The 15685-nt window shown below is 63.9% G+C and carries 17 protein-coding genes and 1 tRNA gene; 17 read left to right on the plus strand and 1 reads right to left on the minus strand.

Features of this window, described 5'->3' with window-relative positions:
- Both AZSI13_RS06430 and AZSI13_RS06435 read left to right on the plus strand, forming a co-directional pair.
- Complete coding sequence (locus AZSI13_RS06430) at positions 1-840, plus strand: A24 family peptidase (protein ID WP_109040362.1); 840 nt, start codon at positions 1-3, stop codon at positions 838-840.
- A 385-nt stretch (positions 841-1225) separates the two neighbouring features.
- A complete protein-coding gene (locus AZSI13_RS06435) occupies positions 1226-1777 on the plus strand; it encodes a hypothetical protein (protein ID WP_109040363.1) in 552 nt (183 codons plus the stop codon).
- A gap of 392 nt (positions 1778-2169) precedes the next feature.
- Here AZSI13_RS06435 and AZSI13_RS06440 read toward each other — a convergent pair.
- Positions 2170-2246 (minus strand) — tRNA-Met (locus tag AZSI13_RS06440).
- Positions 2247-2423: 177 nt separating this feature from the next.
- Between AZSI13_RS06440 and AZSI13_RS06445 the strand changes: the two genes are divergently transcribed.
- The 15 genes from AZSI13_RS06445 to AZSI13_RS06515 all read left to right on the plus strand — a co-directional run bounded on the left by AZSI13_RS06445 (position 2424) and on the right by AZSI13_RS06515 (position 15612).
- Positions 2424-2942, plus strand: coding sequence for a cyclic nucleotide-binding domain-containing protein (locus tag AZSI13_RS06445; protein ID WP_165833369.1), 519 nt, complete (start codon positions 2424-2426; stop codon positions 2940-2942).
- A gap of 41 nt (positions 2943-2983) precedes the next feature.
- Positions 2984-3403, plus strand: a complete 420-nt coding sequence (locus tag AZSI13_RS06450) for a hypothetical protein (RefSeq protein ID WP_133247275.1) — start codon at positions 2984-2986, stop codon at positions 3401-3403.
- Between the two features lie 56 nt (positions 3404-3459).
- Positions 3460-4800 (plus strand): tRNA (N6-isopentenyl adenosine(37)-C2)-methylthiotransferase MiaB, encoded by a 1341-nt coding sequence (gene miaB, locus AZSI13_RS06455; RefSeq protein WP_109040432.1) that lies wholly within the window; start codon positions 3460-3462, stop codon positions 4798-4800.
- Entirely contained in the window at positions 4800-5777 is a 978-nt protein-coding gene (locus tag AZSI13_RS06460) for a PhoH family protein (protein WP_109040366.1), read from the plus strand. Before miaB ends, AZSI13_RS06460 begins: the two co-directional genes overlap by 1 nt.
- The gene (gene ybeY / locus AZSI13_RS06465; RefSeq protein WP_109040367.1) at positions 5774-6232 is read left to right on the plus strand and encodes an rRNA maturation RNase YbeY; all 459 of its coding nucleotides are present in this window, start codon (positions 5774-5776) and stop codon (positions 6230-6232) included. The genes AZSI13_RS06460 and ybeY overlap by 4 nt, the downstream gene beginning before the upstream one ends.
- Before the next feature lie 60 nt (positions 6233-6292).
- Positions 6293-7138, plus strand: a complete 846-nt coding sequence (locus tag AZSI13_RS06470; RefSeq protein WP_109040368.1) for an HlyC/CorC family transporter — start codon at positions 6293-6295, stop codon at positions 7136-7138.
- A 13-nt stretch (positions 7139-7151) separates the two neighbouring features.
- Positions 7152-8723, plus strand: a complete 1572-nt coding sequence (gene lnt / locus AZSI13_RS06475) for an apolipoprotein N-acyltransferase (protein WP_235609694.1) — start codon at positions 7152-7154, stop codon at positions 8721-8723.
- A 51-nt stretch (positions 8724-8774) separates the two neighbouring features.
- Entirely contained in the window at positions 8775-9704 is a 930-nt protein-coding gene (gene glyQ / locus AZSI13_RS06480; protein ID WP_109040369.1) for a glycine--tRNA ligase subunit alpha, read from the plus strand.
- A gap of 2 nt (positions 9705-9706) precedes the next feature.
- A complete protein-coding gene (glyS, locus tag AZSI13_RS06485; RefSeq protein ID WP_109040370.1) occupies positions 9707-11845 on the plus strand; it encodes a glycine--tRNA ligase subunit beta in 2139 nt (712 codons plus the stop codon).
- 25 nt (positions 11846-11870) lie between these two features.
- Positions 11871-12416 (plus strand): D-glycero-beta-D-manno-heptose 1,7-bisphosphate 7-phosphatase, encoded by a 546-nt coding sequence (gene gmhB, locus AZSI13_RS06490; RefSeq protein ID WP_201262329.1) that lies wholly within the window; start codon positions 11871-11873, stop codon positions 12414-12416.
- A gap of 7 nt (positions 12417-12423) precedes the next feature.
- Entirely contained in the window at positions 12424-13164 is a 741-nt protein-coding gene (locus tag AZSI13_RS06495) for a 1-acyl-sn-glycerol-3-phosphate acyltransferase (protein WP_109040372.1), read from the plus strand.
- 1 nt (position 13165) lies between these two features.
- Positions 13166-13918, plus strand: coding sequence for a M48 family metallopeptidase (locus AZSI13_RS06500; RefSeq protein ID WP_235609695.1), 753 nt, complete (start codon positions 13166-13168; stop codon positions 13916-13918).
- Positions 13919-13947: 29 nt separating this feature from the next.
- Complete coding sequence (gene gloA / locus AZSI13_RS06505; protein WP_109040374.1) at positions 13948-14334, plus strand: lactoylglutathione lyase; 387 nt, start codon at positions 13948-13950, stop codon at positions 14332-14334.
- Between the two features lie 132 nt (positions 14335-14466).
- Positions 14467-14829 (plus strand): response regulator transcription factor, encoded by a 363-nt coding sequence (locus AZSI13_RS06510; protein ID WP_109040375.1) that lies wholly within the window; start codon positions 14467-14469, stop codon positions 14827-14829.
- Positions 14830-14976: 147 nt separating this feature from the next.
- Positions 14977-15612, plus strand: coding sequence for a hypothetical protein (locus tag AZSI13_RS06515; RefSeq protein WP_109040376.1), 636 nt, complete (start codon positions 14977-14979; stop codon positions 15610-15612).
- Positions 15613-15685 lie beyond the last annotated feature (73 nt).

Raw genomic sequence — 15685 nt, forward strand, 5'->3', positions numbered from 1 at the left:
ATGGATTTCATCAGTTTGTTCCCGCTGTTTGCGGGTTTCATCGGCCTGACGGTCGGCAGCTTTCTCAACGTAGTGATCCACCGCCTGCCGCGCATCATGGAACGGGAATGGCAACATCAGTGCGCCGAGTTACGGGGAGAAGCACCACCAGCGAAGGAAACCTACAACCTGGCCACCCCCCGCTCCAAGTGCCCCCACTGCAGCCATCCCATTGCTGTGTGGGAGAACATTCCCGTCATCAGCTACCTGCTGCTGAAGGGGCGTTGTTCCAGTTGCAAGGCAGGTATCTCTCCACGCTATCCCATCGTTGAATTCACCACTGCGCTGCTCTCGGCCTGGACGGCCTGGCATTTCGGCCCCACCCTCGCCACCCTCGGGGCGCTGGTGTTCCTGTGGAGCCTTGTCGCCCTGACCGGCATCGACTTCGACACCCAACTGCTACCGGACTCCATCACGCTGCCCCTGATCTGGCTGGGACTGATCTTCAATCTTTTCGGCACCTATACCGATCTTGGCTCTGCCGTCATCGGCGCCGTCGCCGGCTACCTCTCCTTATGGACGGTCTATTGGCTCTTCAAGATGGCAACCGGCAAGGAAGGTATGGGCTATGGCGATTTCAAGCTATTGGCGGCTATTGGCGCATGGCTCGGCTGGCAGATTCTGCCCATGACCATCCTGCTGTCATCCCTCGTAGGCGCTGTCGTCGGCATCGCCTTGATCCTGCTGGCACGCCGGGGCCGCAATGTCCCCATCCCCTTCGGCCCCTACCTGGCCGCTGCTGGATTGCTGGCCATGTTCTGGGGCCAGGACCTGACCCAAGCCTACCTCCGCCTCCTTTAATCCCCGGCGGAGAAAGCGGAAAAAAAGGCCAATCCCGAAGGATTGGCCTTTTTCTTTGTTCTGGTGGTGGTGAGCAGAAACAGCGGGGTGTCAATGTGTTGCATAAAAATCCACTGGTTATCTGCTGGGCCTCACGTTCTGAGCCACATCCACTACAGTGACTTGTAGCTACAGTCTAGCGACCCATTAAATTCAGGGAAAGAGGGCACGTCCGCCAAAGCGACAATGAGAAGAAGTGGGCGAAGTTCTTAGCCCACGAAGCGTAGAGTCTCGTGGCGGCCAAGCACATGGCAAGAAGTAGGGATGCTGTCATGCTTTGTGGCCTACTCCTCCAACGCTAGACTACCGCTCCCCTGTTATCAATCAGTAATACAACAAACGCCAAATGCTCGATATTTTCCTGAATGTGCTTTATCTGGGGGCCCTTACTGCCACTGAAGTAAATCTGATGGCAACCCAAGAGGTAGCTCCGCAAGAATTGCACGCGGTGGTGCCGGTGGAGTTCCGTGCGGTGTCTTACATCTGGAGTGATGTCTATCCTTGCCGATTCTCGGGGGTGACTGTTCCGGTGGAGCGCGACTGGGAAGAGGTGGTTGATAATGGTTTCGTCAAGACGACGCTCCCTCCTGAACCGGGGAAGATTTACACCTACGCCATCATTATCAATAAGAAAACTTGCCCTGGTAAGGAAGCTGAAGCCATGTTCAGTACCGGGAACTGGAATGGGGCTTTCACGAACCTGGGGGTTCCACTAGGGGCTAAGTTCATGGCACGCAGTTTGAGCATGGACGTTGAGCGCCAACCGAGGTGGCTTTCGCAGGCTATTAAGGTGATTGAGGAGGCCTCCACAAACAATGCAGCAGCCCTAAACTTCGTCACTTTTTCAAACCAACTCGCTGTGCGTAATAAGGAAATGTCCGCACAGGTGAGGGAATAGCCTGTTCAGTAAGGACTGTTAAGGCACTACCGTTCTCGTTCTTTGTAAGATTGACTGATGCCAGAGGTTAGGGGGCTACGGCCGGTTGAATCGCCCCGGAGCCAGTAGACACCTTTGAGCCTTAAACTAAGGACAATCTGGATGCGAATTGATCTAGCTCTGACCAGATATCGACCAAGCAACAAGAAAGCCAACCGGTCTCGGCTGGCTTTCTCTTTTGCAGATCAACGCCCTGCTGGAATTCGATGTGGAGCGAACGAAGGGAATCAAACCCTATTCGCGTCTTGCTGGAACTGAACCCTGCTGGATCGTGCCAGCCCTGGCTAGGGCCAGAAATTCACCAGAAAGAAAAACGGCCAACCCGCTTGGGTTGGCCGTTTCCTTGTATCTGTTGGTGGTGATGGGCAGAATCGAACTGCCGACCTATGGGTTATGAATCCATCGCTCTAACCGTCTGAGCTACATCACCAACTTTGCTGAATTGCCCGCTAAAATTACGGTTGGGCAAAACAAGGTGGGCGATTCTATCCGCAGATCAAACGATGGTCAAGCGCCCCGCCCTCCTCCGCCTCATCGCCCCCCAACCATGGCGGGCGGGCCCGCACAACCGGCGGCCAACGCCGCTACCTACATAGCCAGCAGAAGGATGAACATCATGGAACCGGGAATACCAGGCGGCCTGCAACTGCTGGGAGTCGGCAAGGCATTCCAGGAGGAACTTTGCGACACCCTGGCCGACACGGCGCTGTTCAACGATCTGGCCTGGCCGGAAATAAAGGCCCTTGGCGCCTTCATGCAGGGCTACCAGGCGCCCGCCGGCACCACCATCTTCAAGGAAGGCGAAGTCGGCCAATACATGTGCGTGATTCTCTCCGGCAGCGTCGCCATCGAGAAGGAAGACCGCCAGATGGAACACAAGACAGTCGCGGAGGTCGGCGCCGGCAAGAGCATCGGCGAGATGGCGATGATCGACGGTGAGCGCCGCTCAGCAACCTGTCGGACACAAAAGGAAACCACGCTGGCCATTCTGACCCGGGACAAATTCGAGCGCCTGGTGGACGAATACCCGGTTCTCGGCGTAAAAATCCTCCACAAACTGGCCCGACTGCTCAGCCAGCGCCTGCGCCTGGCCAGCGGCATCCTGGTGGATTACCTGGAGCAGTAAGCCAGAAAAGCCTAACGTCTCTCTGGTGTATAATTAATCATATGAATTTTAGACGTTTTTTCACATCGCTCCTGCTGACCCTGGGATTGCTTTGGGTGCTGCCGGCCCAAGCCCAATTCGTTACCCGGGTCATCCCTCCCCAGGCTTCGGCGGGCAAGCTATACGCCGTCCGGCAAGGGCAGGCTGCCATCAGCAACTATGTGTACCGTCTGGCCCCCGGGGTGCAGTTCCGTAATGGCGACAACCTGATCATTCTCTCCGACACCCTGGCCAATCTGGGTGAGCCCCTGATCGTCCGCTACACCGTGGACGTGAATGGTGACCTGTTCCGGGTCTGGATCCTGACCCCGAACGAAATCGCAAATCTGGATCTGCGCACCATCCCTCCGCAGCCCCTGCCGCTGGCAAGCGACCCGGCCATGGCGCTACCTGGCCGCCCGGCCACTTCCTCGAACAACTGACAACCCCGCTGCCGGGCTCACTGCCCGGCAGCCTTTTTCTTCCCTCATTGCCCATCGTGTCCAAGAAGCTTTACATCAAAACCTTTGGCTGCCAGATGAACGAGTATGACTCGGACAAAATGGCTGACGTCCTCAACCAGTCCGAGCCCCTGGAAAAAACCGACAACCCGGAAGAGGCCGACATCATCCTCTTCAACACTTGCTCCGTGCGGGAAAAGGCCCAGGAAAAGGTCTTCCACGACCTGGGCCGGGTCAAGCACCTGAAGAAGCTCAATCCCAACCTGGTGATTGGTGTCGGTGGCTGCGTCGCCAGCCAGGAAGGCGCCGCCATCGTGGCTCGGGCGCCCTATGTGGACGTAGTTTTCGGCCCCCAGACCTTGCACCGACTGCCGCAGCTGATCGCCGACCGCAAAGCCCAGGGCAAGGCGGCGGTGGACGTTTCCTTCCCGGAAATCGAGAAGTTCGACGCGCTCCCGCCCGCCAAGGTGGAAGGCGCCACCGCCTTCGTCTCCATCATGGAAGGCTGCTCCAAGTTCTGCACCTTCTGCATCGTGCCCTACACCCGGGGCGCCGAAGTCTCCCGTCCGTTCGAGGACATCCTCACGGAAGTGGCCGGCCTGGCCCAGCAGGGCGTCAAGGAAATCACCCTCCTCGGTCAGAACGTCAATGCCTACCGGGGCGAGTTCGGGGGCGAGACGGCCGACCTGGCGATGATCATCGAATACATTGCGGAGATGCCCGGCATCGAGCGCATCCGCTACACCACCTCCCACCCCCGGGAGATGACCCAGCGCCTCATCGATACCTACGCCAAGGTACCCAAGCTGGTATCCCACCTGCACCTGCCGGTCCAGGCCGGGGCTGACCGGGTGCTGGCCGTCATGAAGCGCGGTTACACCGCCATCGAATACAAAAGCATCATCCGCAAGCTGCGGGCGGTGCGTCCCGACATTTCCCTCAGCTCCGACTTCATCGTCGGTTTCCCTGGCGAGACGGAAGAGGACTTCGAAAAGACCATGAAGCTGATCGAAGATGTGGGCTTCGATACCTCCTTCAGCTTTGTTTACAGCCCCCGCCCCGGCACTCCTGCCGTCGAGCTGGAAGACGACACGCCCCAGGACGTCAAGCTGGCCCGCCTCGCCCGCCTGCAAAAGCGCATCGAAGACCAGGCCATGGCCATTTCCAACACGATGGTGGGCACCGTGCAGCGCGTCCTTGTCGAGGGCACCTCGAAGAAGGACGCTAACGAACTGGCTGGTCGCACCGACAACAACCGGGTGGTAAATTTTGTCGGCAATCCCCGACTCATCAACCACTTCGTCGATGTCACCATCACCTCCGCCCTGCCCCATTCCCTGCGCGGCGAGATCGTCACCCGGGAAAGCGAAGCCGCCTGATGTCCCAGCCAAAGCCCCGCCCCCTGGAGCTCTTCCTGTCGCCGGTGAACAACGAGCACCTGGCCAACCTGTGCGGCCCCCTGGATGAAAATCTGCGTCAGATCGAAGCGGCCCTGGACATCACCATCGCCCGCCGCGGCGAACGCTTCACCTTCCACGGCCATGCCGGGCAGACCCGGCGCGCCTCGGATGCCATCAGCCGCTTCTACGCCCAGGCCAAGGCTCCGCTGACGGTGGACGACATTCAGCTGGGCCTGATCGAGCTGCTCAATCAGCCCATCCGCGGCACCATGGCCGACCTGGATCCCACCTCGCCAGCCCTGCTGACGCGCAAGACCGAGCTGCACGGCCGCACGCCGCGGCAGATCGAATATTTGAAGCATATCCAGGATCACGACATCACCTTCGGCATCGGCCCCGCCGGCACCGGCAAGACCTATCTGGCCGTAGCCAGTGCCGTGGATGCCTTCGAGCGGGACCTGGTGGAGCGCATCGTTCTCACCCGCCCGGCGGTGGAGGCCGGTGAACGCCTCGGCTTCCTGCCCGGCGACCTGGCCCAGAAGGTGGACCCGTATCTGCGCCCGCTCTACGACGCTCTTTACGACCTGATGGGCTTCGACAAGGTGACCAAGCTCTACGAAAAGGGCGCCATCGAAATCGCCCCCCTGGCCTTCATGCGCGGGCGCACCCTGAATCACGCCTTCATCATCCTGGACGAAGCCCAGAACACCACGCCCGAGCAGATGAAGATGTTCCTCACCCGCATCGGCATTGGCGCCAAGGCCGTGGTCACCGGCGACCTGACCCAGATCGACCTGCCCCGGGGCCACCAGAGCGGCCTCAAGGAGGCAGCCCAGATCCTCCGCGAAGTCCGGGGCATCGCCTTCACCGAATTCCTCAAGGAAGACGTGGTGCGCCACCCCCTGGTGGCCCGCATCGTCTCCGCCTACGAAGAACACGGACGCAAGCCTTCATGAACCAACCTTCCCGCCGCCTCAATCTTTCCGTGCAATACGCCTGTAACCGGGATGGACTACCCTCCCGGGAGGATTTTCGCGCCTGGGCCCGCGCCGCCCTCAACGCCGACGGCATGAAGGGGGGGCAGGTCACCATCCGTCTGGTGGACGCCGAGGAAGGCCAGGACCTGAACCGGGACTACCGGGGCAAGGACTACGCCACCAACGTGCTCTCCTTCCCCTATGAGACCGAACCTCTGGTCATGGGCGACCTGGTCATCTGCCACAGCGTGGTCGCCCGGGAAGCCGCCGAACAGGGCAAGCCCCTGGCCGCCCACTACGCCCACCTGGTGGTGCATGGTATGCTGCATCTGCAAGGCTACGACCACGAAGAAGAAGAGGACGCCGAGCATATGGAGGCCCGGGAACGCGACATCCTGGCCGGCCTCGGCTACCCCGACCCCTACGCCTCATAAGCGTTTCCGGCGGGCCCGCCCGGGTTCCCCATTCCCCTTTTGCGTTGCCAACCCCAGCCCATGGACAGTTCCCCCAGTTCGCCGAAACCCAGTCTCCTCGAACGTCTTTCTTCCCTCCTCCTGCGCGAGCCCGAGGACCGGGAGCAACTTCTCGCCCTGCTGCACTCCGCCTTCGAGCGCAACCTGCTCGACGCTGACGCCCTTTCCATCACCGAAGGGGCCCTGGCCGCTTCCGAAACCTCCGTGCGCGACGTCATGGTGCCCCGTGCCCAGATGGACGTCATCGACATCGACGGGCCACCGGAACAGCTCATTCCCACCGTTATCGCCGCTGCCCACTCCCGCTTCCCGGTGGTCGGCGAAAACAAGGATGACGTGTTGGGCATCCTCCTGGCCAAGGACCTGCTGCGCTCCAGCATCGAAGCCGACTTCAACCTGCGGGACTGGCTGCGCCCGGCGGTGTTCATTCCCGAATCCAAGCGCCTCAATGTGCTGCTGCGGGAATTCCGCGTCAGCCGCAACCACATGGCCATCGTCGTCGATGAATACGGCGGCGTTGCCGGCCTGGTGACCATCGAGGACGTGCTGGAGCAGATCGTCGGTGAGATCGAAGACGAATACGACTTCGATGAAACCGAAGCCAATATCCAGCTGGACCAGTCCGGCCGCTACCGGGTGAAGGCCCAGACCGAGATCGCCGCCTTCAACCACGCCTTCAACACCGATTTCCCGGACGACGATTACGACACCGTGGGCGGCATGGTGCTGCACCACCTGGGCCGGGTGCCCAAGCGCAATGAAATTGTCGATTTCGGCCCCCTCCAGCTGAAAGTCCTACGGGCCGACAGCCGCCGCCTCTACACCTTGCTGGTGACGCCGCCCCGCAGCATCGGCGATACCGAGTAAGCCCCCCCGCCCCTTGCCGCCCCCGACTTTTCCCGTAGCGCCTGCCGCCCTCGCCCCCCTGCTCCGCACCGAACGCCGCCGGCAAGGCCTGGCGGCGGCCGCAGGCCTCCTGGGGGTAGGCGCTTTCGCCCCCCTGGAATGGTTCTGGCTCGCCTGGCTGGCCTGGGGCATCCTCTTTCTTCTGGTCACCAGCGCAGTGACGCCCCGGCAAGCCGCCGGGCGTGGCCTGGCCTTTGGCCTGGGGCACTTCCTCGGTGGCGTCTCCTGGGTCTATGTCAGTCTCCACGACGTGGGCGGCATGCCCTTGCCCATTGCAGCGGCCGCCACCCTGGCCCTCTGCGCCTACCTGTCCCTTTTCCCCGCCCTGGCGGCCTGGACCGCCCGGCGCCTGAATGGCCGGGACACCGCCGCGGGATGGCGGGCCATCGCACTTTTCGCCGCCACCTGGATGCTCTGGGAATGGGCGCGGGGCTGGCTGCTCAGCGGCTTTCCCTGGCTCGCCCTGGGCTATTCCCAAACACCTCCCTCGCCCCTGGCAGGCTTGGCGCCCGTGCTGGGAGTTTACGGCCTCAGCCTGGCAACGGCCGCCGTCGCCGCCGGCCTGGCCCTGGCTGCCGCCAGCCGGCGCCTCGTCTATCTGGCCCTCCCCGCCATACTCCTCGCCCTGGGCGGCAGCCTGACCCCGGTCGCCTGGAGCGAAGCAACCGGAGCCCCCCTCAAGGTGGCGCTGCTCCAGGGCAACATTCCCCAGGCCCTGAAATGGCAGCCGGAACGTTTCATCGACTCCCTGACCACCTATATCACCCTGGCCCGGGACAACCCGGCGGACCTCACCGTATTGCCCGAAACCGCCGTACCGGCCCTCTACGATCAACTGCCGGCAGAATTCCTCGGTGACCTGAAGGCCCTGGCGGCCCGTCGCCAGGGCAACATCATCCTCGGCGCCCCCGCGGCCGAAGCCGCGGGAAATGCCGGAGATGCTGGAGAAACGGCTGGGGAAGGCCGGCGCTACTTCAACAGCGCCATCGCTTTTGGCCAGGCGCCGGAACAACGCTACAGCAAGGCCCATCTGGTACCCTTCGGTGAATTCGTGCCGCCGGGTTTCCGCTGGTTCCTCGACCTGATGCACATGCCCATGTCGGACTTCACCTCCGGCGGCCCGGCCCAGCCCCCCCTGGCCCTCAATGGCCAGCAGGTGGCCGCCAACATCTGCTACGAAGATGTCTTCGGCGGCGAAATCATCCAGGCCCTGCCCCGGGCCACCCTGCTGGTGAATCTCTCCAATACTGCCTGGTTCGGCCACTCCCTGGCCCAGCCCCAGCACCTGCAGATTGCCCGCCTGCGCGCCCTGGAAACAGGCCGCCCCATGCTGCGCGCCACCAATACCGGTATGACCGCCATCATTCGGCCCGATGGCAGCATTCAGGCCGTTCTCCCCCCCTTCACCCGAGGCGCCCTGGTGGCCGAGGTGCGGGGTTACCAGGGGCTGACGCCCTTTGCCCGCATCGGCAATGCCGGCGCCCTGGTCCTGGCAATTCTCCTGCTGCTGTCATGCGCTTTGGCACGGCGGCGGGAAAGCCAGTAAAATCCGTCGTTTCCGATCATTTTCCAACGTTTTTTGGCGAATCCAAGACCCATGCCTACCTTTCAGGAAGTGATCCTGCGCCTGCAGGAGTACTGGAGCAAACAGGGCTGTGCCCTCCTGCAACCCTACGACATGGAAGTTGGCGCCGGCACCAGCCATACCGCCACTTTCCTGCGGGCCATCGGCCCCGAGCCCTGGAAGGCCGCCTACGTGCAGCCTTCCCGCCGCCCCAAGGACGGCCGCTACGGCGAGAACCCCAACCGCATGCAGCACTACTACCAGTACCAGGTGGTGCTCAAGCCCGCCCCCGAGAACATCCTGGAGCTGTACCTCGGCTCCCTGGAAGCCCTGGGCTTCGACCTGAAGAAGAACGACGTGCGCTTCGTCGAGGACGACTGGGAAAACCCCACCCTCGGCGCCTGGGGCCTGGGCTGGGAAGTGTGGATGAACGGCATGGAAGTGACCCAGTTCACCTATTTCCAGCAGGTCGGCGGCATCGACTGCAAGCCCATCACCGGCGAAATCACCTACGGTCTGGAGCGTCTGGCCATGTACCTGCAGGGCGTGGAAAACGTCTACGACCTGAAGTGGACCGACACCCTGACCTACGGCGACGTGTACCACCAGAACGAGGTGGAGCAGTCCACCTACAACTTCGAGCACAGCGACGCCGATTTCCTGTTCACCGCCTTCGGTGCCCACGAAAAGCAGGCCCAGCACCTGATGGGCGCCCAGCTTGCCCTGCCGGCCTACGAGCAAGTGCTGAAGGCCGCCCACACTTTCAACCTGCTGGATGCCCGGGGCGCCATTTCCGTCACCGAGCGGGCTGCCTACATCGGCCGCATCCGCAACCTGGCCCGCGCCGTGGCCCAGGCCTACCTGGACTCCCGCGCCCGCCTGGGCTTCCCCATGGCGCCCAAGGAATGGTCTGCCGAAGTGCTGGCCAAGCTTGAAGAACAGAACGCCAAGAAAGTCGCCTGATCATGTCCGCAAAGAATTTGCTCGTTGAACTGTTCGTCGAGGAACTGCCGCCCAAGGCGCTGAAGAAGCTGGGCGAGGTTTTCGCCCAGACCCTGGCCCAGTCCCTTAAGACCCAGGGGCTGGCGCCCGAAGCTGCCGCCGTCACCGCTTACGCCTCGCCCCGCCGTCTGGCTGCCCATGTGGCAGGCGTACTGCCCGTGGCCGCCGACAAGCCCGTGGTGCAGAAGCTGATGCCCGTGGCCGTGGGCCTGGACGCCGCCGGTAATGCCACCCCGGCCCTGCTGAAGAAGCTGGCGGCCCTGGGTGCTGACGCCTCCGTCGTCCCCAGCCTGCGCCGCGAGAACGACGGCAAGGCCGAGGTGCTGTTCTACGACAGCCTGGCCAAGGGCGCTGCCCTCGCCGAAGGCTTGCAGAAGGCCCTGGAGGCCGCCCTGGCTGCGCTGCCCATTCCCAAGGTGATGAGCTACCAGCTGCAGGACGGCTGGACCAGCGTCAATTTCGTGCGCCCCGCCCACCGTCTGGTGGCCCTGCACGGCAGCGAGGTGGTGCCCCTCGCCATTCTCGGCCTGACCTCCGGCAATACCACCCTGGGCCATCGTTTCGAAGCCGCCAAGGAAGTGGTGACCTTCGCCGACGCCGACAGCTATGCCGACACCCTGAAGCGGGACGGTGCCGTTATCGCCAGCTTTGCCGAGCGCCGCGCCGAGATCGTGCGCCAGCTTGAAGCCGCTGCCGCCAAGGCTGGCCCCAATCTCAAGCCCATCGAGGACGAGGCCCTGCTGGACGAGGTCACCGCCCTGGTGGAGCGCCCCAATGTGCTGATCGGCAAGTTCGAAGCCGAATTCCTGGCCGTACCCCAGGAATGCCTGATCCTCACCATGAAGGCCAACCAGAAGTATTTCCCCCTGCTGGACGCGAGTGTGGGCAATGCGGGCAAGCTGACCAACCAGTTCCTGGTGGTGAGCAACATCGCCCCGGCCGATCCTTCCGCCGTCATCGGCGGCAACGAGCGGGTGGTGCGCCCCCGTCTGGCCGACGCCAAGTTCTTCTTCGACCAGGATCGCAAGAAGACCCTGGAATCCCGCGTCCTCGGCCTGGCCAAGGTGGTCTATCACAACAAGTTGGGCACCCAGGGCGAGCGGGTGCAGCGGGTCTGCGCCATCGCCAAGGCGATTGGTGAAAAACTCGGCCAACCGCTCGGCGGCGACGCCCTGGCGCTGCAGGCCGAACAGGCTGCCTTGCTGGCCAAGGCCGACCTACTCACCGACATGGTGGGCGAGTTCCCCGAACTGCAGGGCATCATGGGCCGCTACTACGCACTGCATGACGGCCTCGCCGCCGACATCGCCGACGCCATCGAGGACCACTACAAGCCCCGCTTCGCCGGCGACAGCCTGCCCCGGGGCCATGTGGGTACCGCTGTGGCCCTGGCCGACAAGCTGGAAACCCTGGTGGGCCTCTTCGGTATTGGCCAGATTCCCACCGGCGACAAGGACCCCTTCGCCCTGCGCCGCCACGCCCTGGGCGTGATCCGCATGCTGGCCGAGGGCGATCTGAACCTGCCCTTGGCGGACCTGCTGGCTGGCGCTGCCGCCACCTTTGCCCAGGTGGAAGGCTTCAAGGCCGCCAACGAGGCCCTGGCCGACTTCATCTACGAACGCCTGGCTGGCAGCCTGCGGGAGCAGGGTTACAGCGCCCAGGAAGTGGACGCCGTGGTCTCCCAGCGGCCCCAGCGCCTGGGCGACATTCCCAAGCGCCTGGCCGCCGTGCGCGCCTTTGCCGCCCTGCCGGAAGCCGAGGCCTTGGCCGCTGCCAACAAGCGGGTGGGCAACATCCTGAAGAAAGTAGAAGGGGGCGTCGCCGCCAAGATCGACAGCGCCCTGCTCCAGGAAGCCGCCGAAGTGGCCCTGGGCCAGGCCCTGGCCGAAGTGAAGCCGGCCGCCGAAGCCGCCTTCGCCAAGGGTGACTACGCAGCCTCCCTGCAATCCCTGGCCGCCCTCAAGGCGCCGGTGGATACCTTCTTCAACGACGTCATGGTCAATGCGGAAGACCCCGCCCTGCGGGCCAACCGCCTGGGCCTGCTGGCCACCCTGCACCTAGCCATGAACCAGGTGGCCGACATTTCCAAGTTGTCCGCCTGACCGCAAGGAGCGCCCCGTGCACACCATCAAGCTCGTGATCCTGGATCGGGACGGCGTCATCAACTTCGACTCCGCCCAGTTCATCAAGAGCCCGGCGGAATGGAAGCCCATCCCCGGCAGCCCGGAAGCCATCGCCAAGCTGAACCAGGCGGGCTACCGGGTGGTGGTAGCCACCAACCAGTCCGGCGTGGGCCGGGGCCTCTTCGACATGGATACGCTCAACGCCATCCATGAAAAGATGCACAAGACCGTGGCCGCCGCCGGTGGCCGCATCGACGCCATTTTTTACTGCCCCCACGCCGCCGATGTCGACTGCGAGTGCCGCAAGCCCAAGCCTGGCATGTTCCAGCGCATCGCTGCCGTGTACAACACCAACCTGAAGGGCGTGCCGGCCATCGGCGATTCCCTGCGGGACCTGCAGGCGGCCGCCCGGGCCGGCGCCTCCCCCATCCTGGTACTCACCGGCAAGGGGGAAAAGACCCAGGCCGACGGCGACCTGCCCTACGCCACCCAGACCTTTACCGATCTTGCTGCCGCCGTCGATCACCTGATCGGCAACGGCCAGAACTGACCTTCCCATGCCCCTGATCCGTTCCCTGATCTACTCCCTGCTGGTGGTGCCGATCACCGCCTTTTTCGGCGTCCTGGTCTGCATCGTCGCGCCCCTGTCGGCCAGCGTGGCCTACACCATCATCGACCTCTGGCGGGCCATTTTCCTCAAGGGGCTGGTGGCCGGCGTACTCGGCATCCGTACCCAAGCCCGGGGTACCGAGAACATTCCCGCCGAAGCCGTGGTGGTGCTTTCCAAACACCAATCCGCCTGGGAAACCGTGGCCCTGCAGCAATGGTTCCCGCGCATGGTCTTCGTGCTGAAAAAGGAATTGCTGCGCCTGCCCTTCCTGGGCTGGGCCTTTGCCGCCATCGGCATGATCGCCATCGACCGCAAAGCCGGTAAAGACGCCCTGAGCCAGGTTTCCGACCAGGGTGCCGAGCGCCTGGGCCGTGGCATCAGCGTCATCATCTTCCCCGAAGGCACCCGGGTGCCGCCCGGCCAGAAGAAACGTTACAAGCCTGGCGGCGCCCATCTGGCGGTGCAGGCCGGCGCCAAGGTGGTACCGGTGGCCCACAATGCCGGCGAACTGTGGAAGCGTAACGCCTTCATCAAGAAGCCGGGCACCATCACCATCAGCTTCGGCCCGGCCATCGACGCCACCGGACTGACGGCGGAAGAAGTGAATCGCCGGGTGGAAAGCTGGATCGAGGAAGAAATGCAGCGCATCTCTCCCCATCGCTACCGCCATGGGGCCCAGGCGTCCTGAGTTGGCCCAACTGGAACTGCCCCTGTTCCGGGATGCGGCAGAACGGCCGCCGGCCGACGCCCGGGGTGCCGCCCTGCTGCTGGGGGAGCGCCTGGTTCCCTACGAATTGCGCCGCAGCCGGCGCCGTACCATCGGCCTGACCATCGACCACCGGGGCCTGCGGGTCGGTGCCCCCCTGCGGGCCAGCCTGCGGGAGGTGGAAAACCTCATCCGCCGCCATGAAGCCTGGGTGCTGCAAAAGCTGGACCTCTGGCGCCAGCGCCAGGCCCCGACCCTGCTCACCATCAGCGACGGCATGAGCCTGCCCATCCTCGGCGAGGCGCGCCAGCTGGGCATCTCCGTCGGCCCTGCCCGCATTTCCTGGAACGACGGGCATCTCCAGCTCACCCTGCCGGAGAACAAGGATCCACGCGCCCTGCTAGAGCGAGCCCTGAAGGAACGGGCCCGGGCGCTCTTTGTCGAACGCCTCGCCCACTACGCCGCCCCCCTCGGCCTCACCGTGCCGCCCCTGGCCCTCAGCTCGGCCCGCACCCGCTGGGGCAGTTGCAGCCGGGTCAGCGGCATCCGCCTCAACTGGCGGCTGATCCACTTCCCCCTGGCGGTGGTGGATTACGTGGTAGCCCACGAACTGGCCCACCTCAAGGAAATGAACCACTCCCCCCGCTTCTGGTCGGTGGTGGAGCAGCTTTATCCGGACTACCAGCCGGCCCGGGCTCAGCTCAAGCACCTGGGCCAGAGCCTGCCCCGCTGGTAACCCTTCCCACCATTTCGAGGAGACATCCCATGCGTCTGCTTCACACCATGCTCCGGGTCGGCGACCTGGACCGTTCCCTGGCCTTCTACACCGAAGTGCTGGGCATGCAACTGCTGCGCCGCCAGGACTACCCGGATGGCCGCTTCACCCTGGCTTTCGTTGGCTACGGCCCCGAATCCGAAGGTGCCGTGATCGAACTGACCCACAACTGGGACACCCCGTCCTACGAGCTGGGTACCGCTTTCGGCCACGTCGCCCTGGAAGTCGAAGACGCCTACGCCGCCTGCGCCGCCATCAAGGCCCGGGGCGGCAAGGTGGTGCGGGAGGCCGGCCCGATGAAGCACGGCACCACCGTCATCGCCTTCGTCGAAGACCCGGACGGCTACAAGATCGAACTGATCCAGGCCAAGACCTGACCCGTACGGAGCAGAGCGTGAATTTCATCCTTGCCAGTCCCCACGCTTCTGCCCCATGCTGAAAACCGAGATGCATCAAAGCAGCACAACAGGGCCCGGCACTACACTGGGGCCAACACTGGAGACAAAGGCATGAGCAAACGCGTGCTGGTAGTAGACGACAGCCGGGTCAGCCGGATGATTATCCGCGCCATCGTTCTGGACAAACACCCCGACTGGTCCGTGGATGAAGCCGCCAACGGCGACGAGGCCCTGGAAAAGGCCAAGGCCGCGGCCTACGACCTGATGACCCTGGATTACAACATGCCCGGCATGGACGGCCTGGAACTGGCCGGCCGCCTGCGGGAGCAAGGCAGCCAGGCTGCCCTGGCCCTGCTCACCGCCAACATTCAGGACGCCATCCGGGAAAAGGCCGCCTCCTTGGCGGTACGCTTTGTCAAAAAGCCGGTCACGCCGATTTCCGTGGCCGAAGCCATGGCCCTGATCGGCGGCTGATTCCGGCCAGGTAATTCCGGCCCGCTGATCCCAGCAGCGCGGCTTTGCGGCGCCGGCAAGCATTCCGGGCCGCATAGTCGCCGGACCTTTCTACCCTCCCAGACTTTCCCCTTCCTCCGCCACCGCCCAATCACACATCTCCGCCCCATGAACACGCTCCAGACCTCCCGTTTTCCTGCCTTCTTCGCAGAAGTGCCGGGCATCACCCTGCGGGATCCACTGGCCGAGTTTCTCGGTGCGGCCGAGGGCGGGCGTATCGCCTATCGCTATGAGGATGCGGTGCGCCTCGCCGGACACTCCTGCCCCACCGTGGCCGGCGCCTACCTGATGACGGTGCGTGCCCTGCAGGCCCTCTACGGCGAGGCCCTGCCGGAACGGGGCGGAGTGCAGGTGCAGTTGAGCGGCCTGGCCGACGCGGGCGTCACCGGCGTCATCGCCAGCGTCGTCACCCTGCTTACCGGCGCGGCGGCCGAAGGCGGTTTCAAGGGGCTGGCCGGGCGCTTTTCCCGGCGCCATCTGCTGGAATACGGCGTCGACCTGCAGGCCGATGCCCGCTTCCGCCGCCTGGATAATGGCCGGACCGTCACGGCCCGCCTGGATCTATCCTCGGTTCCTGCCGACCCGGCCATGGGCCCGCTCCTGCAGGATCTACTATCTGCCGACGACGACACCCCGGACCCGGCCAAGGCCGCCCGCTTCGCCACCCTCTGGCAAGAACGGGTCGCCCGGGTGCTGCTCGAACACTGGGATGATCCCCAGGTGCTGCAGCTTCGCGCCGACTGAATCCCTGAATGGCATCCGTTTGCCGATCCCAGCCGACCGTCCGCTCCGGCCACGGCTCGGCAACATCCCCATA

Source organism: Azospira sp. I13, from assembly GCF_003112695.1.
In the GTDB taxonomy this organism is placed as follows: Bacteria; Pseudomonadota; Gammaproteobacteria; order Burkholderiales; family Rhodocyclaceae; genus Azospira.

What these genes read in the sequence shown, in the direction of transcription:
- AZSI13_RS06430 (WP_109040362.1), top strand. Translation starts at nt 1, where the DNA reads ATGGATTTCATCAGTTTGTTCCCGCTGTTTGCGGGTTTCATCGGCCTG.
- AZSI13_RS06435 (WP_109040363.1), top strand. Translation starts at nt 1,226, where the DNA reads ATGCTCGATATTTTCCTGAATGTGCTTTATCTGGGGGCCCTTACTGCC.
- AZSI13_RS06445 (WP_165833369.1), top strand. Translation starts at nt 2,424, where the DNA reads ATGAACATCATGGAACCGGGAATACCAGGCGGCCTGCAACTGCTGGGA.
- AZSI13_RS06450 (WP_133247275.1), top strand. Translation starts at nt 2,984, where the DNA reads ATGAATTTTAGACGTTTTTTCACATCGCTCCTGCTGACCCTGGGATTG.
- AZSI13_RS06460 (WP_109040366.1), top strand. Translation starts at nt 4,800, where the DNA reads ATGTCCCAGCCAAAGCCCCGCCCCCTGGAGCTCTTCCTGTCGCCGGTG.
- ybeY (WP_109040367.1), top strand. Translation starts at nt 5,774, where the DNA reads ATGAACCAACCTTCCCGCCGCCTCAATCTTTCCGTGCAATACGCCTGT.
- AZSI13_RS06470 (WP_109040368.1), top strand. Translation starts at nt 6,293, where the DNA reads ATGGACAGTTCCCCCAGTTCGCCGAAACCCAGTCTCCTCGAACGTCTT.
- glyQ (WP_109040369.1), top strand. Translation starts at nt 8,775, where the DNA reads ATGCCTACCTTTCAGGAAGTGATCCTGCGCCTGCAGGAGTACTGGAGC.
- glyS (WP_109040370.1), top strand. Translation starts at nt 9,707, where the DNA reads ATGTCCGCAAAGAATTTGCTCGTTGAACTGTTCGTCGAGGAACTGCCG.
- AZSI13_RS06495 (WP_109040372.1), top strand. Translation starts at nt 12,424, where the DNA reads ATGCCCCTGATCCGTTCCCTGATCTACTCCCTGCTGGTGGTGCCGATC.
- gloA (WP_109040374.1), top strand. Translation starts at nt 13,948, where the DNA reads ATGCGTCTGCTTCACACCATGCTCCGGGTCGGCGACCTGGACCGTTCC.
- AZSI13_RS06510 (WP_109040375.1), top strand. Translation starts at nt 14,467, where the DNA reads ATGAGCAAACGCGTGCTGGTAGTAGACGACAGCCGGGTCAGCCGGATG.
- AZSI13_RS06515 (WP_109040376.1), top strand. Translation starts at nt 14,977, where the DNA reads ATGAACACGCTCCAGACCTCCCGTTTTCCTGCCTTCTTCGCAGAAGTG.